This is a genomic window from Nocardia sp. NPDC051750 (assembly GCF_044453135.1).
Classification (GTDB): domain Bacteria; phylum Actinomycetota; class Actinomycetes; order Mycobacteriales; family Mycobacteriaceae; genus Nocardia.
Genome location: NZ_JBITCK010000001.1, coordinates 529,220 through 549,232 on the forward strand (window position 1 = coordinate 529,220; position 20,013 = coordinate 549,232).

The following is a 20,013-nucleotide window of genomic DNA, read 5'->3' on the forward strand; positions in this document are numbered from 1 at the left end:
CTACCCGTGCCCGTTCGTCCGGCCTGAACTAATGTGAAACATGACCGAGCCGATATTTCGGTTCGGTCGGACCCCACTCCTGGGCCGCGTTGCCGACGCGCGGAGCATATGCGCCGCCGTTCGGATACCCGGACGCCGGCCCGAGCGGGGAATCCGGGCCCGTCCGGCCGGCGCCGCGCCGGGCGGGCCCTCTCGGTGTTGTTTGGCGCGCCTCCGGCGCGCGGGGTTTTGGCCCCCCTTGGGCCCTGCTTTCAGCCCTCGAGACTCGCGGCTGCGCCGCATGCGCTTCGAGGACTGAAAGCAGGGCCGGGCCAAAACCTCCAAGGGCCTCGTAAGACTCGGCACCGCCGCTGGGCACGTCAGGTTCTATCGAGGTTATGGGACCGCCGAGGGCCTCACTGGGCTCGGCACCGCCGCTGGGCACATATTCGGGTCGGGGCCCGGGCCGGAATCTCCCAGACTGTGCTGGGCACGACACTGCTCGGGGTTATGCCCAGAAGCGGGTCAAGTATCCGCCGTAGCGGGACCATTGTTCCGACACCCCGGACAGGTCGTAGAGGGCGTAGACGGCGTCGAAGAAAACCTGGTTGATCGCGGGGGTGAACAGCAGCGCGAACAGGATGAGCATGCCGAACGGTTTGAACTGATCCAATCCGCGGCGGGTCTGGTAGCTCAGAGACGGTTCCACGATTCCGTAACCGTCGAGGCCGGGTATCGGCAGCAGATTCAGCAGTGTGGCCGTTACCTGCAGGAAAGCCAGGAAACTCAGCCCGAACCAGAACGCCGGGTTCTCCTGAGAACTGCCGAACAAGCGCACGATCGACAGCAGCACCACCGCGCACAGCGCGTTCACCGCGGGACCGGCGGCGCTGATCAGCCGCTGGGTCCGCGGCGGCACCTGGTGGGCGTGGATGTAGACGGCGCCGCCGGGCAGCCCGATCCCGCCCAGCGCGATGAAGACCATCGGCAGCACGATCGACAGCAGCGGATGGCTGTATTTGAGCGGGTTCAGGGTCAGGTACCCGCGGAGTTCCACCTCACGGTCACCGGCCCGCCACGCCAGATAAGCATGGGAGAATTCGTGCAGGCACAGGCTCACCACCCAGCCGAACACCACCAGGACGAAGACCCCGGCCTTCGCCTGTGCCGAATCCAGCTCGGCATTCCAGGCGAGCGCGCCACCGGCCACCGCCAACAGCAGCACCAGCAGAAAAACCGGGCTGGGCCGCACCGCACCACGCCGCAGCGCCGAGACACTCAACGGACCAGCAACCAGGGCTCGTGGTAGCGGTAGAAACTCGACCGCGGCACCGTCCGATCGCTCTGCACACCGTCGCGGGCGACCACCGCTCCGGGCGTACCGAGCTGGGCGGCCCGACCGGCGATCCAGCGTCGCCGCCGGAATCGGCGGGGCACACCCGCCCGGACCCCCGGCAACTCGAGAGTCGGACTCACGGCCATGGCCCGCACCTCGCCCGAGAACAACCGGGTGTCGTCGACGTAGGCCTCACCGGTGAGTGGCGCCCCGTCCACTCCGGTGATCGTGGCCCGACCCACCAGGACCGTACCGGTATCGTCCCGCACCAGTGGCACTTCCTGGGCGGTCCCCTCGAGCGCGCTACGGGCCGCGGCGTTTCCGGTGGCGAGCTGATACGCCCGCGCCGCATAGGTGTTGTCGGGCGGCACGTACCCCACCTCCACGTGCAACCGCTCGGTCCGCATCAGATGGGTGAGCACGGCAGCCAGAGCGGCATCGTTCCCGAGCACGATGAGGCGCGGCAGACTGTCCGCCGCGAGTACCGGCAGCAGTTCGTCGATCAGACCGGAATCCGGGACGGCCTCGGTCTGTGTCGTGGGCTGGGCGGCGAGCGCGATGGGTACCGGAGCGTCGGCGCAGCGGAGAACACGGGTACTCAAACGCCCAACACCCTCCTCGGACCGGTCATCCACGAGTGTAGAGGGTGCACCGCGACGACCCGCGCAACGGGCCCGGTGCAACGGCCGTACCCCGCGGTCTCCGGCGGCTCGAGTAGACTGTGCTCCCGGCTTCCTCCCCATTACGGCAGGTAGCTGCAGCACGAGGTGCGTGTTGCGCGTCGACCCGTAGGAGACACGACCATGCCGGCAATCGTCCTCATCGGCGCCCAGTGGGGCGACGAGGGCAAGGGCAAAGCCACCGATCTACTCGGCGGCCGGGTGCAGTGGGTAGTGCGGTACCAGGGCGGCAACAACGCCGGCCATACCGTGGTGCTACCCAACGGGGACAACTTCGCGCTGCACCTGATCCCCTCGGGCATCCTGACGCCCGGTGTCCGCAACGTCATCGGCAACGGCGTCGTCGTCGATCCCGGCGTGCTGCTGGACGAACTCGCGGGGCTGGAGGAACGCGATGTCGATACGTCCGGGCTGCTGCTCTCCGCGGACGCCCACCTGATCATGCCGTACCACGTGGCCATCGATAAGGTCACCGAACGGTTCCTCGGCAACAACAAGATCGGCACCACCGGCCGCGGTATCGGCCCCTGCTACCAGGACAAGGTGGCGCGGGTCGGGGTGCGCGTGGCCGACGTTCTGGACGAGAAGATCCTCACCCAGAAGGTGGAGGCGGCGCTCGAGTTCAAGAACCAAGTCCTGGTGAAGATCTACAACCGCCGGGCCCTGGAGCCGCAGCAGGTCGTGGACGAGGTACTGGCGCAGGCGGAGAAGTTCGCACACCGGATCAGCGATTCCCGCCTGGAACTGAACCTGGCGCTCGAACGCGGCGAAACCGTGCTGCTGGAAGGGTCGCAGGGCACGCTGCTCGACGTCGACCACGGCACCTACCCCTACGTCACCTCGTCCAACCCGACCGCCGGCGGTGCCGCGGTGGGCGCCGGTATCGGCCCCAACCAGATCGGCACCGTGCTGGGCATCCTGAAGGCCTACACCACCCGGGTGGGCTCCGGCCCCTTCCCGACCGAACTGTTCGACGAATCGGGCGTCTACCTGGCAAAGGCGGGCGGCGAGGTCGGCGTGACCACCGGCCGCGCCCGGCGCTGCGGCTGGTTCGACGCCGTTATCGCCCGCTACGCCACCCGGGTCAACGGCATCACCGACTACTTCCTCACCAAGCTCGATGTGCTGTCCAGCCTGGACCGGGTACCGATCTGTGTGGCCTACGAGGTGGACGGCGAACGAGTCGAGCAGATGCCGACCACCCAGACCGGGTTCCACCACGCCAAACCGGTCTACGAGGAGATGCCGGGCTGGTGGGAGGACATCTCCGGGGCCCGCACCTTCGACGAACTCCCCGCCAACGCGCAGGCCTATGTGCACCGGCTGGAGGAACTGTCCGGCGCGCGGATCTCCTGTATCGGTGTGGGCCCGGGCCGCGAGCAGACGATCGTCCGCCACGACATCCTCGGTTGACGGACGACGCGCCCCGGTAACTGAACACCACCGGCGACGGGCCGGCTCACGGCGGGCGAAGAAATTCGGAGCGGCCGAGCCAATATGACGATCGGCGGACCCTGCTGCCCGGGCCGGCGGATTCGCGACGGCCCGGGCACGGTTGCCGGGTTCAGCGGACGGCTTGGAACGCGAGAACGGTGTTGCCGATCCGGATCGCGTCACCGTCGGCGAGCAGCGCGGAATCGATCGGCTCCTCGTTGACGTAGACCCCGTTCGCCGAATCCAGGTCCTCGATCAGCAGGCCGGCCCGGCCCAGTTTGATCTGGGCGTGGTACCGGCTGGCCTTCGGATCGTCGAGCACCAGATCGTTGTCGGTCATCCGGCCGATCCGGAAACCACCGTGCGCGACCAGCACCAGACGCCCGTCCGGTAAACGCAACTGTCCGCTGCGCAGGGTGCGGGGCACTTCGGTGACCGTATCGGTCATCGCCGCGGCGATCCGCTCGGCGGTTTTGAATTCGACCGTACTCAGCGGCTCCTGGCGCAGCACCCGGCGTTCCAGCTCCACCAGGGCGGGGCCCGGGTCGATCCCGAGTTCCTCGGCCAGAACCGTCCGCACCCGCCGACAGGCCTCCAGCGCGTCGGCGTGCCGTTCGGACAGGTACAGCGCGGTGATGAGCTGGCCCCACAGCGGTTCCCGCAGCGGATGTTCATTGGTCAGCGCGACCAGTTCGCCGATCACCGCGGTGGCCCGCCCGCAGGCGATCTCCGCGTCGAACCGTGCCGAAACCGCCAGCAGCCGTTCCTCTTCCATCGCGGTCGCGAAACTGTCCGCGAATCCCAGACCGGCCAGATCCGAGAGCGCGCGCCCGTTCCATTCGCGCAGCGCCGTGCCGAACAGCCGCGACGCCGAGGCGTGATCCCCGGCGCCCGTGGCGCGGTTCCCGGCGTCGCGGGCGGCCTCGAACCGGCCGAGATCGCAGGCATCGTCGGCGATCTCGAGCCGGTACCCGGCGGATTCCGTGCGCAGCACACTTGCCGGGTCCACCCCCGAAATCCGCAAGGCCTTGCGAATATTGGAGACGAACACCTGGAGGCTGGCGGCGTAGGCATCCGGCGGCGCCTCGTTCCAGACCATATCGGCCAGGGTCGACGATGCCACGGCGCGACGGCGGTTCACCGCGAGCGCGGCCAGCAGCGCCCGCGGTTTGGGCCCGCCGACCGCGACCGGCTCACCGCCGATCAGCAGTCGTACGGGCCCCAGCACACGGAGATCGAGGGTCATCTCGGGGCAGGCACGGTAGCGAGATCAGGCACTGATCGAGCGGCCCGCGGACCGCAGCGCCTCGCACGCCTCCACCACCCGCTGCGCCATCGAGAGCTCGGCCTTCTTCAGGTAGCTGCGCGGATCGTAGGTCTTCTTGTTGCCGACCTCGCCGTCGATCTTCAGCACACCGTCGTAGTTGCTGAACATGTGCGCGGCGATGGGCCGGGTGAAGGCGTACTGGGTGTCGGTATCGACGTTCATCTTCACCACGCCGTAGCGCAGCGAATCGTCGATCTCCGATTTCAGCGAGCCCGAACCACCGTGGAAGACGAAATCGAAGGGCTGCGCGTCGGCGCCCAGGCCCAGCTTGGCCGCGGCCACCCGCTGCCCCTCGGCCAGCACCTCGGGCTTGAGCACCACATTGCCCGGCTTGTACACGCCGTGCACATTGCCGAAGGTGGCGGCGAGCAGGTACTTGCCCTTCTCACCGGTACCCAGCGCATCGATGGTCTTCTCGAAATCCGCGGGCGAGGTGTAGAGCTTGTCGTTGATCTCGGCCTCGACACCGTCCTCTTCACCACCGACGACGCCGATCTCGACCTCGAGGATGATCTTGGCGGCGGCCGCGGCGGCAAGCAGCTCCTGCCCGATCGACAGATTCTCGTCGATCGGGACCGCCGAACCGTCCCACATATGCGACTGGAACAGCGGGTTGCGCCCGGCGTCCACCCGCTCCTGCGAGATGGCCAGCAGCGGGCGGACGAATCCGTCCAGCTTGTCCTTGGGGCAGTGATCAGTGTGCAGCGCGATGGTGACGCCGTATTTGTCGGCCACGACATGCGCGAACTCGGCCAGCGCGACAGCACCGGTGACCATATCCTTCACACCCTGCCCGGAACCGAATTCCGCGCCACCGGTGGAGAACTGGATGATCCCGTCACTGCCGGCCTCGGCGAAACCCTTGATCGCCGCGTTGATCGTCTCCGACGATGTGCAGTTGATGGCCGGGAAGGCAAAGGAGTTCGCCTTGGCCTGGCCGAGCATCTCGGCGTAGACCTCCGGAGTCGCGATCGGCACTGTGAAGACCTCCGTGTTGTGCGGCAGACGGGGATTGTCTGTTTCTGCACATACCCTAAGGCAGGCGGGATTCATCCGGTATAAGGGGATTGTTTGCGCCGCCGCACCCTGCGGGCGCGGCGGTAACCGGTACTGTGGGCCGGGTGATTGCGCTGGCAGCTACCGACGCGGTGACGAGCAATCTGGCTCTGACCGAACTGCTCGACCCGATGCACCTGTTGACCGAGACCTGGTTGAAGAACGCGGTGCTACCGGCGATTCTGGTGATCGTCTTCATCGAGACGGGTCTGCTGTTCCCGCTGCTGCCCGGCGATTCGCTGCTGTTCACCGGTGGTCTGCTGGCCGCCCAGGAGAATCCCCCGGTCTCCATCTGGGTGCTGCTGCCGGCCGTCACGTTCATCGCTTTCGCCGGTGACCAGTGCGGTTACTGGATCGGCCGGGCCATCGGACCCGCGCTCTTCAAAAAAGAGGACACCCGCTTCTTCAAGAAGAGCTATGTGACCGAAACACACGAGTTCTTCGAGAAACACGGCCCCAAAACGATCATCCTGGCCCGATTCGTCCCGATCGTCCGAACCTTCATGCCGGTGCTGGCCGGGGTGTCGAAGATGAGCTATCAGCGCTATGTGGCCTTCGATATCGTCGGCGCGGTCGCCTGGGGCGGCGGGGTCACCGTGCTCGGTTACTACCTCGGCCGCGTGGACTTCATCCGGGAGCACGTCGAGGCGATTTTCCTGCTCATCGTGTTCGTCTCGATCCTGCCGGGTATCAGCGCGGTGGCCAAGAAGCTGCTGAACCGCAACTCCCCGGCCGACCCCGCCGACGAGCACGCGCTGGTCTCCACCGCCGAACTGCCGGCCGTGGATCTGCCGGAACAGGTCACCAGCACCATGCCGCTGCCGGTGGTGCCGAACAACGTCACGGCCGCCCCGAACGAGACCCCAGTACGGTAGTCCGTGGTGTCCCTCTCGGCCGTGCCCCACGCGATGGGTAGCTTCGAACCACTGATCTCCGCCGGTCCGGCGCTGGTCTGGATAGTGGTCCTGACCTTCGTCTTCCTGGAATGCGCGTTCATCCTCGGCCTCTTCCTGCCCGGCGATTCGATGCTGCTCACCGCGGGAATTGTGATGGCCTCCCACGCCACCGGGGAAACCCAGGTGTGGTTGCTGTCGGTCGGCGCGATGCTCGCCGCGATCGCCGGAAACCAGGTCGGCTATGTCGTCGGACGCCGGACCGGGCACCGCCTCGTCGCCCGCAAGAACGGGCGCTATATCAACACCCAGAATCTGACCCGGGTGGCCGAACTGTTGCGCCGGCACGGCTTCGTCGCGGTGCTGATCGCCCGGTGGATCCCCTGGGTGCGCACCCTGTGCCCGATGGTGGCGGGCGCCGCCGAAATGGACCATCGGCGGTACACGATCGCCAGTACCGTCGGTGCGATCATCTGGGCCCCGGTGCTGTTGTTGATGGGCTACTACGCCGGGAGTTTCATCCAGCAGATCTCCTGGCTGATGCCCATAGTGATCATCTCCCTGGTTATCTGCCTCGTGGTGGGCACCGTGATCGGCATCCGGCAGTACCGGCACGAGATGGCCCAACCGGAAGAGGATTTCGAGCTGGATTCCGCCGACACCACACCGCTGCCGAGCCTGGGAAACACGGGCCGCGAGCCGGGGCAGCAGGACGGCGATCGCGCGCGGCGCGACCTACAGTCCGGCCGCGGTGACCGTATGAGCGGCTTCCATGAGCATCCAGCCCGCGAGCTGTACCGATAGATCGCGTTCGGGCACCCGCGAGGAAGTCACCGCACCGTTCGAGTTGCGCCCCCCGGCGCCCGCGGTACCACCCGGCAGCTGGGCCGAACGCGTCCAGTCATGACCGAACAGCGGTTCGCCCTCCACGTCGAGCCGGTTCGCCCATGCCGCCATCGCGGATTCCTTGACGATCCGGGCCGCGATCCGCCGGTCGGCGAGCTGTTCGTGTTCCGATCCGGGCAGCATGAGCGCGACCAGTGCGAGATAGCGGATGAGAATGCCGTTGAACAGCCCGCCGTCGCCGCCGGAGCCGCCGCGGACGACCCCGTCGGTGGTGAGGTTGTCCTCGACGGCGTCCAAGAGGTGATGCACCCGGTCGAGATGAACCGGATCGCCGGTGTGTACCGCGAGCTCGGTCTCCAAACCGAGGACAACACCCTGGCAGTAGCTGTAGATCGGGCGTTCCAGCGTGCCGGACGGTAAGTGGATACCGTCGAAGATCAGGCCGGTTTCCGGATCGCGAAGAGTCGCATCGATCCAGTCCGCCATCTCGGCGGCCCGCTCGTAGCGGCCGAGCCGCGAGAGCGCGATCCCGGCGGGGCCGTTGGCGGGGGTGTTGTAGAAATCCGCACCGACCCGCCACGGGATCCCGCCGCCGACCGGCGGATTCCACGCACCGTAGAGTTTCTGCTCCAGCGGCCCGAGCCCGCCCCGTGCTTCGTCGTTGTCCTGTACCCGGGCGGCTCGCTCCAGGGCGATGGCGAGCCAGGCCATATCGTCGTAGTAGCGGTTGGTCCAACCGGAGATATTGCGCATTCGATGCGTGCGAACCAAAGCGGCGATCCGTTTGCGGCGTTCTATGGTCGGCACGCGGTTGGCGGCGTCGACGGCACAGTCGATGAGATGGGCCTGCCACCAGTAGTGCCAGGTCAGGAAGAAATGTTCGCGCCGGGTCGAGGGCCAGCCGACCACGCCGAGCGCGGTGCCGGGGAGCAGCCACAGCGGTTTCAGATGCCGGGACAGAATGGCGGCCTCGGCCATATCCGCGCGGTCCGACCACAGTTCTGCGGGGACACCCAGCGGCCCGCGCTGTTGCCCGGCCGCGCGCCGGGGAACGTCGAGATCGTCGCTGGGCGAGGTCATGAACCCATATTGCCAGGAAAATAGGAATTCCCGCCGCTCAATTGTTACCGAGTCGAGGCGGAACCGTTCGATTTGCCGCCACTTCTGTCGGATCCGGAGCGAATCACCGCCGGACAGAGCGGGGAGCAATGTCGGATTGCTATGTCAACCCCGCTTAACAAAACACGGCCGCTCCGCGCGTGCCCGCACAGCGAATTCCGGGCCCGGCAGTAATCCGAATCGGCACAGGCACTTTCGAGCGGACCGGACCGAACGGAAACCCCGCCACAGGACCGCACTACGATCGTGCCGTGACGAACGCAGCGCCCTCCGCCGGCTCCGACCCCGCCCGGCGTCCGGAGTGGGTCTCCGGGATGACCGCGGCGGTCACACCGGCAGCGGAGCCGAGCGCGCGGTACGACCACGACATGGACAGCGGGAACGCCGCCGACGAACCGGGGCCTACGGAGTGGGGCGACCATCCGCACGGCGTCGGTCCGTGGGCCATGGAACACACCGGGCCGCCGCCGGAGGACGACCGGCTCGACCCGGTCCTGCTCGCGGAGGGCGACCGCCGCAATGTGGTGGACGCGTACCGCTACTGGAACCGGGAAGCCATCGTCGCCGATATCGACCGGCGCCGCCATCCCTTCCACATCGCGATCGAGAACTTCGGGCACGACGCGAACATCGGCACCGTGGTCCGCACCGCCAACGCGTTCGCCGCCGGCGCGGTCCATATCGTCGGCCGCCGCCGCTGGAACCGGCGCGGCGCGATGGTCACCGATCGCTACCAGCACATCACCCATCACCCCGATATCGAGGCGCTTCTGGAATTCACCACCGCCGAGGACCTGAGCGTGGTCGCGGTGGACAACGTCCCGGGCTCGGTACCGCTGGAAACGGTACGACTGCCGCGGAACTGCCTGCTGCTGTTCGGCCAGGAGGGTCCCGGCGTGAGCGACGGTGCCCGCGACGCCGCGGTGCTCACGGTCTCCATCGCCCAATTCGGTTCCACCCGCAGTATCAATGCCGGGGTGGCGGCGGGGATCGCCATGCACACCTGGATCCGGCAACACGCGGATCTGACCACGGCCTGGTGATCGCGAGCGGTCCCGGTCACTCGCGGCCCGGGGCCGACGGGTGTCAGGCAGTGGACGCCGATCCGATGATGACGATGGCGAGAACGACGTACGCGATGGCCGCGAGAAGACCCACGATCAGCACCACCGAGCCGATGATGCCGAGCACGTAGCCGACCTGCACATTGCCGCGACCGCCGATAGCGCCACCGGAGGCATCGATTTCGTTGAGCGCCTTCTTGCCCATGACCCACGCGAACGGCGCGCAGAACTGGCAGAACACCAGCCCGATGATGCCGAGGATCAGCACCGTGGTCGTCTGCGGGTGATCCGGTGGCGGCGGACCGTATCCGGGATATCCGTACGCCGGCGGCGGGTAGCTCATGCGTGGATAGTAGCGGCGCAGGCGAATCCACACGAACGGAAAACCGGGCTGCGCCGAACTGATGCCGGAGGCGGGCACGACCTCCGACGCCCTCGGACCGTGCCGGGTTGCCTCACCTTCGTGGCCACACCCGCCTCAGCACCCCTCGACAACACACCGCTCAAAAGCCCGGGAAACGCGCCGCTCAGCACTTTCGAAAACGCGCGCTCAGCACTCTCGGAGGCGCGCCGCTCGATCTCGGGTGTGCGCTGCCGGATCGGCGAGCAGGAACTGTGCCCCACCGTAGGTTGCCAGGATGATCGCCTCGACCACCCGCCGCGACCGCTGCCCGCGGGCGAACAACCGCCGCACCACAATGAGTCCGTCCGAAATCGTGAACAACAGCGCGCCCACACCGATTCGGCTGCGCGGATCCGCGTTCGGAACATTGAGTCCCGCAACGTTGTCCGCGTCCGGGGCCAGCGCCGGATCCGAGGCGAGTACGGCCGCGCTGCCCAGCGTCGCGCCGTAGGCGCTCAACGGCACAGCGAGCGCGGGCGCCTTCGCCCGCAGCAACGCCGCGGCCCCCGCCCAAGCCAGCACTCGCGGAACAGCGACGCTCGCGTGCGGACGCGCCCCCTGGCGCCACCACAACGCCGCGTACCCGGTCTGCATCACCGCGAACGAAGAGGCGCCCGCGACGAGCCGGCGATCGTCGTCGGGCTCGATCAGCAGCACATCACCGACGGTGGCGGCACCCAGCGAGCCCAGCAGCAACGTCCGGTCCCGTGGTGCGATATCCGCTGTGCTGGTGGCGATATCCGCCGCTAGCAACGGCATCATCAGCGGTTTCGCCACCCATTGCAGTCGCTGCCGGCCGGTCAGCGCACCCAGCACGGTGACCGCGGTCGCGGCCAGGAAGCCCGCGCGAAAAGGCCGCATCGCTACAGGCTCGCCTCGGCGGGCGCGGGCGGCAGCGTCACGACCTGGCCCGCGTAGCTGAGACCCGCGCCGAATCCGAGCAGCAGTGCCAGCTGGCCACCCTTGGCCTTACCGGTCGCCAGCATTTCCTCCATGGCCAGCGGAATCGATGCCGCGGACGTATTTCCGGTGTTCTCGATATCGCCCGCCATCGGAATATCGTCGGCAAGACCGAGATTCTTCTTCATCAACTCGTTGATCCGGGCATTGGCCTGATGCGGGATGAAAACCTCGATATCGTCCTTCGACACCCCGGCCATATCCAGCGCCGTGGACAGCGCCCGCGGCAGTGTGACAGCGGCCCAGCGGAAAACCCGGGGCCCCTCCATCCGCAACGCCATCCGGCCCACCGGCTCCACCGCGGGATCGGTGCCCTGCAGGTCCTGTGCGCGCTGCATGTACTCGACGAAGTCGATGTCCTGTTTGATCGCCGAGGCGTTCTCGCCGTCGCTACCCCAGACCGTCGGCGAGATACCGTTGTCCTCGCTCGGTCCGAGCACCACCGCGCCGGCGCCGTCGCCGAAGATGAACGCCGTACCCCGATCGGTGGGGTCGATCCCGATGGTCATCGTCTCGGCACCGATGAGCAGCACGTATTCGGCGGAGCCCGCCCGGATCATATCGGCGGCGACACCGAGGCCGTAGCCGAATCCACCACAGCCCGAGGTCAGATCGAAGGCGGGGATACCGTTCATCCCGAGATCGCTGGCAACGATCGGAGCGCCGTGCGGGGTCAGCATCGGCCAGCTGGAGGTGGCCAGGATGAGCGCACCGATCCGCGACGGGTCCACACCGCTGTTGCGGATCGCCCGCCCACCGGCGGCCACCGAGATCGAGCGCAGTGATTCGTCACCGCTGATCCAGCGCCGGTTACGGATACCGCTGCGTTCGAAGATCCACTCGTCCGACGAGTCCAGTACCTGGCACACCTCGTCGTTGCTGACCACGCGCTGCGGCCGGTAGGCACCGATTCCGAGCATCGCGACGTTGTCGTGCCCCTTCTTACCGGCAATGTTCACCACAACGCTCACGACCCTTCACTCACAGTTCTGACGGATTCCCAGGCTAACGGAGCACAAGAGACGGTTGAACAGCCCGTCGTCGTTCAGCTCAGCGCCAGATCCTTCAGACCGAGTATGGAGCGATACGGCAGTCCTTCGTCGGCGATCACGCGATCCGCTCCGGTTTCCCGGTCGACCACGGTGGCCACCCCGACCACCGTCGCGCCCACGTCGCGCAGTGCGCGTACCGCGGTCAGCGGGGAGTTGCCGGTGGTGGTGGTGTCCTCGACGACGAGTACCCGTTTGCCCACCACATCGGGGCCTTCGATCTGCCGTTGCATCCCGTGGGTTTTCGCGGCCTTGCGCACCACGAACGCGTCGATCGGGCGGCCCGGCGCGTGCATCACAGCCAGGGCGACCGGATCGGCGCCCATGGTGAGCCCGCCGACCGCGTCGAATTCCCAATCCGCGACCAGTTCCCGCAGCAGTTTCCCGATCAGCGGGCCGGCCCGATGATGCAGGGTCGCGCGCCTCAGGTCGACGTAGTAGTCGGCCTCATTGCCCGAGGACAGTGTCACCTGGCCGTGCACGACGGCTAAATCGCGCACCAGCCCGGCCAAGGTATCCCGGTCGGTCGCTGCCTGGTCGATCATCGGTGTCCTTCCGCCCGTCTAGGCGAGTCGCGGCAAGTAGGTTCCGGCGCATGCTGCGGCGCCCTCCGAGCAGGATACGGGGGCGCCGCGGCGGCGGTTACCGCAGGTCGGACCGAGTCCGCGGACCTACTGCGGGACCGGGCCCTGATAGGGCCGGAAGCCGGGGTGGAAAGGCCCTCCGGGCAGCCGTGGGGCGTGCTCGTCGTCGGCGGTGGATTCACGGCGGTCCGCGCCGGCACCGGTATTACGGTCCGTTTCCCCGGCCCCGGCCGAACGGGCACCCGCGGGTTCGGGGCGCGGGGAGCGATTCACCGGCCGCGCGTCGGGCACCACGGCCAGGCTCGGCCGGCGCGGTGGCATATCGTCGCCCGGATCGGCCCCGCGCTCGGGTTCGTCCGGCGTATCGCGGTAGCGGACGTTCGGCCCCGGGTGACCATAGCCGCCGGCCCGGTCGTCGTCGGAGTCGTCGAAATCGTCGTAGCCGTCGTCCGGCCCGTCCGGATCGTCGTCGTATTCCGGACGGATCCGCGCGCGCGGATGCACTCCCGCGGGATCGTGGTCGTCGTTGCGGGTTTCGGTGACCGGCGGCAGCACATGCAGCAGCCCGGACAACCGCAGCACCGCGTCGATACCGGTCTCCCAATCCTTGGCGGCCGTGCCGACGGGCAGCATGCCGAGAGTCCAGTTGCCCTCGCTCCACAGCATCTGCACCGTATCGGAGAGGGATTCGATGAACGCGACCATCCGCTGATCGACGGCATGCCGCGCGATCTCCGGGTTGGTGGCGAACACGACCCGGTCGCCGATCGCGCCGAGTAGTTCCAGATCGGCGTCCTTGGGCGGATTCATGGTCTTGACCCGCATATCGACGTCGATATCCGAACCGATCTGGCGGCGCACCGCGACCAGGGTCGCGGAATCCTCCAGATCCAGCAGGACGAACTTCTCGCCCTTGCGGATACCGGTGACCACATCGACCGCGGTGAGGTACCCGAGCTTGGCCAGCGCACCGCGCCGCCAAGTCGAAGCGAGCGCCGGTTCCACCGACACATAGGTGTATCCCTGGGCTTTCGCCCACACCTGGCGCGCGTGACCGGTCCGCTGCCGCTGGCGCCGGTCGAAGTAGAGCAGCACTATCGCACCCGCGAGGGTGATTGCCGCCAGCCCGAACCACATTGCCGTCATCGTCGCCTAGCCTATCGACCCGCCCGGCGTAATGCCGGGCACCCACACTGCGCGCCGCGGATTTCTCATCGACCGCCCCCGTCGAGGGCGGTGCTGATGATGACCTCCGCCTGAATGGATCCGTCCGGGCTCGGCTGCCCCTGCACGATCACCAGGTCCCCGGCGGGCAGGGCGTCGACCGTGGCCCCGGCCAGCGAGATCACCTGGGTGGACGGGGTGGTATGCACCGTGACCTCGTCTCCGGTGAGGGTGCTGAGGGTCAGTGTCCCACCGGTATTCGAGCTGATGGTGCCCATGGTGGTGCCGCCCGCGCCCGGATCGCCGGGGTCGCCCGAATCGGGCATCTCCGGGAGACTCGGCAGCGGCGGGGCCGATTCCTCGGGTTGCGCGGGAATCCCGCGCCCGAGGGGGCGGGTGGTCGTGCTGTCGCTCGCGGTGTTCTGCGAGTCGCCGCCGCCGAACATCATTCCGGCCCCCACGGCGGCCAGGGCGATCAGCACGATGGCGGCCAGCCCGACCCCCAGCCAGATACCGGTCTTGTTCGACAGCCGCCGCGGCGGTTCCCCTGGCGGGCCCGGAAGCGGACCACCGGCCGGACCGTACGGATCCTGCGGGCCCGGCCCGGGCGGTCCGCCCTGGCCGCCGTAGGCGTAACTGTCGTACGTCGGCATCTCCCGGGTGGGGTTCGGACCGGCCCCCCACCCGCCGAAGGGATCGGTACCCGGGTAGGCCGTCGTCGGCTCCACATACCCCGGCACATCGCCGCCGGGCAGTTTCTCGGTCGCCGATTCTCCCGGCTGACCCAGGCGCTGGGTCGGATCATCGTCCGGCCGCCTTGCCCAGGGATCGTTCGGGTTGGTCATACCACCCAGACTAAGCGTAGCTCCGCCTCCGCTGCGGCCATGCGCGTCAATATGCCGTCCGACCGCCCGCAACAGCAGCCGGACGGGCCCGGTCCCGGGCGCGGTCACTCGCCCGGGACCGATTCCGGCATCCCTGGTGGCGCACCGGAACGGCCGGGGTCCTACGACACCTGCCCGTCCGCGTCCGCGGCCTCGCGCAGGCTCCGTCCCACGATGAGCCCGTCACCGTCCGGGCTCACTCCCACCGCGACGGTGTCGCCGTCGGTGATCTTGCCGGCCAGCAGTTCCTTGGCGAGGGTGTCGCCGATCGACTGCTGGATGAGCCGGCGCAGCGGACGCGCACCGTACACCGGGTCGTATCCGCGCACGCCCAGCCAGAACCGCGCCGAATCGCTCACATCGAGGGTGAGCCGCCGCTGCGCGAGCCGCCGCTGCAGCTGATCGAGCTGGATATCCACGACGTAGGCCAGCTGGTCCTCGTCCAGCGTCCGGAACATCACCACATCGTCGAGGCGGTTGAGGAATTCCGGTTTGAACGCCGAGCGCACGGCATTCATCACGAATTCCCGGTCGCCGCCGGCACCGAGGTTCGAGGTGAGGATCAGGATCGTATTGCGGAAATCGACCGTACGACCTTGACCATCGGTCAGGCGGCCCTCGTCGAGTACCGCGAGCAGGATGTCGAAGACATCCGGGTGCGCTTTCTCGATCTCGTCGAACAGCACCACCGTGTACGGCCGGCGCCGCACGGCCTCGGTGAGCTGGCCGCCCTGGTCGTACCCGACGTATCCGGGCGGGGCGCCGACCAGCCGGGCGACAGCGTGCTTCTCGCTGTACTCGCTCATATCGATGCGGACCATGGCGCGTTCGTCGTCGAACAGGAAGTCGGCGAGGGCTTTGGCCAGCTCGGTCTTACCCACACCGGTGGGTCCGACGAACAGGAACGATCCGGTGGGCCGGTTCGGATCCGCGACTCCGGCACGGGCACGCCGCACCGCGTCGGAGACAGCCTGCACCGCATCGGTCTGCCCGACCACCCGGCGCCCGAGTTCGGACTCCATCCGCAGCAGTTTCTCGGTTTCCCCTTCCAGCAGCCGCCCGACCGGAATACCGGTCCACGCCGAGATCACCTCGGCGATATCGTCCGGCCCGACCTCTTCCTTGAGCATCACCTCACCGTCGGATGCCGCCCCGGACGCCTCTTCGGCTTCGGCGAGCTCCTTCTCCAGAGTCGGGATCCGGCCGTACCGGAGCTCGGCCGCCTTACCCAGATCACCGTCGCGTTCCGCGCGTTCGGATTCGCCGCGCAACCCTTCGAGCTGTTCCTTCAGCACCCGGACCTGGTCGATCGCCGTTTTCTCGTTCTGCCAGCGGGTGGTGAGCTGGTTGAGCTTCTCCCGGTCGTCGGCGAGTTCGCCGCGCAGTTTCTCCAGCCGCTGTTTGGACGCCTCGTCGGTTTCTTTGGCCAGCGCGACTTCTTCGATCTCGAGCCGGCGCACCGCGCGTTCCACTTCGTCGATCTCGACCGGCCGCGAGTCGATCTCCATCCGCAGCCGCGAGGCCGATTCGTCGACGAGGTCGATCGCCTTGTCCGGCAGGAACCGGGAAGTGATGTAGCGGTCGGACAGGGTGGCCGCGGCGACCAGAGCGGAATCGGTGATCCGCACACCGTGGTGTACCTCGTAGCGTTCCTTGATCCCGCGCAGAATGCCCACGGTGTCACCCACCGTGGGTTCGCCGACCAGCACCTGTTGGAACCGGCGTTCCAGCGCCGCATCCTTCTCGATGTGCTGCCGGTACTCCTCCAGCGTGGTGGCGCCGACGAGCCGCAGTTCACCACGAGCCAGCATCGGCTTGATCATGTTCCCGGCGTCCATCGCCGATTCGCCGGTCGCACCGGCGCCGACGATCGTATGCAGTTCGTCGATGAAGGTGATGATCTGTCCCGCGCTCGACTTGATCTCCTCGAGTACCGCCTTGAGCCGCTCTTCGAATTCACCGCGGTATTTCGCGCCCGCGACCATCGCGCCCAGATCGAGGGAGACCACGGACTTGCCGCGCAGCGATTCCGGCACGTCACCGGCGATAATGCGCTGGGCCAGGCCCTCCACGATGGCGGTTTTGCCGACGCCCGGTTCACCGATGAGCACCGGGTTGTTCTTGGTGCGCCGTGACAGCACCTGCACCACCCGCCGGATCTCGGTATCGCGGCCGATCACCGGATCGAGTTTGCCGGAGCGCGCGGCGTCGGTCAGGTCGGTGGAGTACTTCTCCAGCGCCTGATAGCTGCCCTCGGGGTCCGGACTGCTGACCCGGGTGTTGCCCCGGACCGCGGTGAAGGCCTCCCGCAGTGCCGCCGCGGTGGCGCCGTACTTCTCGAGCAGCATGGTCACATCGCTGTCGCCGCCGGCCAGCCCGACCATCACATGTTCGGTGGAGACGTATTCGTCGCCGAGTTCGGTGGCCAACTGCTGGGCCGAGGTGATCGCGGCCAGCGCCTCCCGGCCGAGTTGTGGAGCGGTGGTGGCGCCGGTGGCTCGCGGCAGCCGGTCGACAATGTCCTGGGCTTCGCGGCGCACCGTAGCCGGATCGGTGCCGACCGCTTTCAGCAGCGGCCCGGCGATCCCGTCGGTCTGGTCCAGTAGCGCCACCAGCAGATGAGCCGGCCGGATCTCCGGGTTACCGGCCGCCGACGCTGCCTGCAATGCGGCGGTCAGGGCGGCCTGGGTTTTGGTGGTGGGGTTGAACGAGTCCACGAAGCACCTTCCTGCTAGTCGATATCTCCTCCGGCAACCGCACCCGTTCCGGGGACTCGTGCCGTTCTGCTCGGTTCAACGTTCGAAAGGTTGAGTCTGTTCCGCTCAAGTTTGAGATTTTTCTGGTCGACGTCCTCCGCTCGAGGTTGCCGGAAAAGTGCTGGCTCCCGGCCGATGCCGCCGCCGCGGTACCCGCGAACAAGATCGGTCAAACCCCGTATTCGTATTTCACATACACCATCATCACAATTTTCGGGGATACTGGTCGGATGAAGGACGGCCGGTAACGGCTACGTCCCTTCGGGCAGACATCAGGGAAAGGAAGCTCCACGCCGTGGATGCGCGTTCGGCAGCGCTGGTCCGCGCCAATTTCCAGTCGGTGCTGGACACACCGCAGGGAATCGAGCGGTTGGTCAGCGCATTTTATGGTCACCTGTTCGGCGTGAATCCGCGGCTGCGGGAGTTGTTCCCACCGGCCATGGATATGCAGCCGAAACGGCTGGCCACCGCAATCCAGTACATGCTCGACCACCTCGAGGACTGGGACCGCGCACAGAAGTTTCTCGAGCAACTCGCGCGCGACCATCGCAAATACGGGGTCGAGGCCGCGCACTACGACCAGGCCGGTCCCGCGCTGTACGCCGCCTTCCAGACCTACAACGGTCCGAACTGGACCAGAGAACTCGCCGAAGGATGGCGCGATGTCTGCCTGCTCATCTCCGCCGCCATGGCGATAGGCGCCAATTCCGACGATTCCCCGCCCTATTGGGAAGCGACCGTTGTCGGGCACCGGCACGTCCTCGACGACCTCGCGATCGTCCGTTTGCAGTCCGATGACCCGATCCCCTACGTCGCGGGCCAGTATGTCCCGGTATCGGTCCCGCAGCGGCCCCGGATGTGGCGGTACCTCTCCCCGGCCATCCCGTCCAACCCCTACGGCGAGATCGAATTCCATGTCCGCAAGGTCCGTAGCGGCTGGGTGAGCCCCTCGATCGTCAACGAAACCAAGGTCGGCGACCGCTGGCTCATCGGCGGTCCGCTCGGCGGCCTGCAGGTCGATCCGGACAGCGGCCGCGATGTGCTGATGATCGGCTCGGGCACCGGTATCGCACCGCTGCGCGCCCAGCTGATCGAAATGGGCCGGCGTGGAATCAACCCGCGGGTGCACTTCTTCATCGGCGGGGTCTATCCCTGCGATCTGTACGACGTGGAGAACATGTGGCAGCTCTCGCAGAGCAACCCGTGGCTCACTATCGTCCCGGTCTGCGAGCACAAGACCAACCCCTGGTGGTATCCGCATCCCACCGAGGACGCGCCCTACGGCATGCATCGGCGCCTGGTGGGCAATCTCGGCGCCGTCGTGGCCAGTTTCGGCGCGTGGGAGGATCGGCAGATCCAGATCGCCGGCTCGGCGAAGATGATCGCCGACACCCGGCGCGCGCTGCTCGCGGTCGGTACCCCGGAGGAGATCATCAGCACTGATCCGGTCTGATGCGGCACCTCCGCCTCGGCGGTCTCCGACGACCGTATGAACATGCCCCGAAGGAGTGCTCTTGATGCGATACCTCCGCCTGCACTCCGGCCTCCGCCGACCGCATCGATCTGCTCCGAAGGAGTGCTGTTGAACAGGGATCCCCGCGTGCACCCGGACCGTTCCGCGCAGTGGCGTGCGGACGTGGTCGAGCACCACCGGTTGCGCCACGATCTGGCGGTGGTCCGGCTGATCGGCGAATACGTACCGTTCACTGCGGGACAGTCGGTGGAGGTGGAGGTTCCGCAGTTCCCGGGAATGCGGCGCCGTTTCTCTCCCGCCCTCCCGCCCTCACTGGACGGGAAACTCGAATTCCATATCCGCACCGTGGCCGGCGGCTGGTGCAGCGGCGGGATCGTGGCCGATACCTCGGTCGGGGATCAATGGAAACTGGCTGCGCCACAGGGAATGTTCGATGTGGACCCCAACGGTGACGAGGTGGTGATGATCGCGGGCGGTACCGGACTCGCGCCGCTGCGGTCCCAGATCCTCGAACTCGCGCGCCACGAATGTCCGCCGGCCACCTACCTTTTCTTCGGGGGATTCTCGCCCCGGGACCTGTACGCCGCCGACATGCTGGTCCTGCTGGCGGCCGACCTGCCGTGGCTCACGGTCGTCCCGGTCGTGGAACGCCTCGACGACCCTTCCTGGCCGGACGAATGGCACGAAAGCCACCGGGTGAACATAGCTTTCGACGAGGATGACCTGATCCAGGGCACCCTCGCCGAAGTGGTCGGGTCCTACGGCTCCTTCAACCGGCACCAGGTGCTGGTATGCGGGTCACCGGCGATGACCAGGTCCACAGTCGAACGTCTGCTCGACGCGGGAACTCCGCCGGAACGGATCCAGTTCGAAGGCGCTTGAATCTATCGACTCGCCGCGGCTTCGGTGTCGCGGATTCCGGCCCCTTGGGGCCTACTTTCAGCCCTCGGGACTCGCGCCGGCGGCACAGGTGCTTCGAGGGTCTGGAAACAGGGCCGGGCCAAC

The 20,013-nt window shown here is 67.4% G+C and carries 17 protein-coding genes and 1 pseudogene; 6 read left to right on the forward strand and 12 right to left on the reverse strand.

Annotation, left to right across the window (positions count from 1 at the left end):
• Nucleotides 1–487 precede the first annotated feature (487 nt).
• Together ACIA75_RS02275 and ACIA75_RS02280 are read right to left on the reverse strand one after the other, a co-directional pair.
• Entirely contained in the window at nt 488–1,261 is a 774-nt protein-coding gene (locus ACIA75_RS02275; protein ID WP_397099015.1) for a site-2 protease family protein, read from the reverse strand.
• Nucleotides 1,258–1,917, reverse strand: coding sequence for a hypothetical protein (locus ACIA75_RS02280; protein WP_397099017.1), 660 nt, complete (start codon nt 1,915–1,917; stop codon nt 1,258–1,260). The genes ACIA75_RS02275 and ACIA75_RS02280 overlap by 4 nt, the downstream gene beginning before the upstream one ends.
• A 201-nt stretch (nt 1,918–2,118) precedes the next feature.
• Between ACIA75_RS02280 and ACIA75_RS02285 the strand changes: the two genes are divergently transcribed.
• Nucleotides 2,119–3,408, forward strand: a complete 1,290-nt coding sequence (locus tag ACIA75_RS02285; RefSeq protein WP_397099019.1) for an adenylosuccinate synthase — start codon at nt 2,119–2,121, stop codon at nt 3,406–3,408.
• Between the two features lie 151 nt (nt 3,409–3,559).
• Here ACIA75_RS02285 and ACIA75_RS02290 read toward each other — a convergent pair whose 3' ends face one another.
• Both ACIA75_RS02290 and fbaA read right to left on the reverse strand, forming a co-directional pair.
• Nucleotides 3,560–4,675 (reverse strand): BTAD domain-containing putative transcriptional regulator, encoded by a 1,116-nt coding sequence (locus tag ACIA75_RS02290; RefSeq protein WP_397099021.1) that lies wholly within the window; start codon nt 4,673–4,675, stop codon nt 3,560–3,562.
• A gap of 24 nt (nt 4,676–4,699) precedes the next feature.
• The gene (fbaA, locus tag ACIA75_RS02295; RefSeq protein ID WP_397099023.1) at nt 4,700–5,734 is read right to left on the reverse strand and encodes a class II fructose-bisphosphate aldolase; all 1,035 of its coding nucleotides are present in this window, start codon (nt 5,732–5,734) and stop codon (nt 4,700–4,702) included.
• A 209-nt stretch (nt 5,735–5,943) separates the two neighbouring features.
• On the opposite strand from fbaA, the gene ACIA75_RS02300 reads away from it, so the two are divergent.
• Nucleotides 5,944–6,687 (forward strand): DedA family protein, encoded by a 744-nt coding sequence (locus ACIA75_RS02300; RefSeq protein WP_397100849.1) that lies wholly within the window; start codon nt 5,944–5,946, stop codon nt 6,685–6,687.
• Between the two features lie 33 nt (nt 6,688–6,720).
• Nucleotides 6,721–7,356: pseudogene (locus ACIA75_RS02305) on the forward strand (DedA family protein); the annotation flags it as partial.
• 84 nt (nt 7,357–7,440) lie between these two features.
• Here ACIA75_RS02305 and ACIA75_RS02310 read toward each other — a convergent pair.
• Nucleotides 7,441–8,529 carry a glycoside hydrolase family 76 protein gene (locus ACIA75_RS02310; RefSeq protein ID WP_397100851.1) on the reverse strand — a complete coding sequence of 363 codons (1,089 nt, stop codon included), beginning with the start codon at nt 8,527–8,529 and terminating at the stop codon, nt 7,441–7,443.
• Between the two features lie 509 nt (nt 8,530–9,038).
• Between ACIA75_RS02310 and ACIA75_RS02315 the strand changes: the two genes are divergently transcribed.
• Nucleotides 9,039–9,713, forward strand: a complete 675-nt coding sequence (locus ACIA75_RS02315; RefSeq protein WP_397100853.1) for a TrmH family RNA methyltransferase — start codon at nt 9,039–9,041, stop codon at nt 9,711–9,713.
• A gap of 43 nt (nt 9,714–9,756) precedes the next feature.
• Here the strand turns inward: ACIA75_RS02315 and ACIA75_RS02320 are convergent, their stop codons facing one another.
• The 7 genes from ACIA75_RS02320 to clpB all read right to left on the reverse strand — a co-directional run bounded on the left by ACIA75_RS02320 (nt 9,757) and on the right by clpB (nt 17,495).
• On the reverse strand, nt 9,757–10,077 hold the full coding sequence (locus ACIA75_RS02320) for a DUF4190 domain-containing protein (RefSeq protein ID WP_397099025.1): 321 nt from the start codon (nt 10,075–10,077) through the stop codon (nt 9,757–9,759).
• A 207-nt stretch (nt 10,078–10,284) separates the two neighbouring features.
• Complete coding sequence (locus ACIA75_RS02325; protein WP_397099027.1) at nt 10,285–10,998, reverse strand: lysoplasmalogenase family protein; 714 nt, start codon at nt 10,996–10,998, stop codon at nt 10,285–10,287.
• Between the two features lie 2 nt (nt 10,999–11,000).
• Nucleotides 11,001–12,059, reverse strand: a complete 1,059-nt coding sequence (locus tag ACIA75_RS02330) for a beta-ketoacyl-ACP synthase 3 (RefSeq protein WP_397100855.1) — start codon at nt 12,057–12,059, stop codon at nt 11,001–11,003.
• An 83-nt stretch (nt 12,060–12,142) separates the two neighbouring features.
• Nucleotides 12,143–12,691 carry an orotate phosphoribosyltransferase gene (gene pyrE, locus ACIA75_RS02335; protein WP_397099029.1) on the reverse strand — a complete coding sequence of 183 codons (549 nt, stop codon included), beginning with the start codon at nt 12,689–12,691 and terminating at the stop codon, nt 12,143–12,145.
• 126 nt (nt 12,692–12,817) lie between these two features.
• Nucleotides 12,818–13,876, reverse strand: coding sequence for a hypothetical protein (locus ACIA75_RS02340; protein ID WP_397099032.1), 1,059 nt, complete (start codon nt 13,874–13,876; stop codon nt 12,818–12,820).
• Between the two features lie 65 nt (nt 13,877–13,941).
• Nucleotides 13,942–14,739 carry a DUF5666 domain-containing protein gene (locus ACIA75_RS02345; RefSeq protein WP_397099034.1) on the reverse strand — a complete coding sequence of 266 codons (798 nt, stop codon included), beginning with the start codon at nt 14,737–14,739 and terminating at the stop codon, nt 13,942–13,944.
• 161 nt (nt 14,740–14,900) lie between these two features.
• The gene (gene clpB / locus ACIA75_RS02350; protein WP_397099035.1) at nt 14,901–17,495 is read right to left on the reverse strand and encodes an ATP-dependent chaperone ClpB; all 2,595 of its coding nucleotides are present in this window, start codon (nt 17,493–17,495) and stop codon (nt 14,901–14,903) included.
• Nucleotides 17,496–17,829: 334 nt separating this feature from the next.
• Here clpB and ACIA75_RS02355 point away from each other — a divergent pair, with 334 nt between their 5' ends.
• Both ACIA75_RS02355 and ACIA75_RS02360 read left to right on the forward strand, forming a co-directional pair.
• A complete protein-coding gene (locus ACIA75_RS02355; RefSeq protein WP_397099037.1) occupies nt 17,830–18,987 on the forward strand; it encodes an FAD-binding oxidoreductase in 1,158 nt (385 codons plus the stop codon).
• A 129-nt stretch (nt 18,988–19,116) separates the two neighbouring features.
• The gene (locus ACIA75_RS02360; protein WP_397099040.1) at nt 19,117–19,890 is read left to right on the forward strand and encodes an FAD-binding oxidoreductase; all 774 of its coding nucleotides are present in this window, start codon (nt 19,117–19,119) and stop codon (nt 19,888–19,890) included.
• Nucleotides 19,891–20,013: the final 123 nt, after the last annotated feature.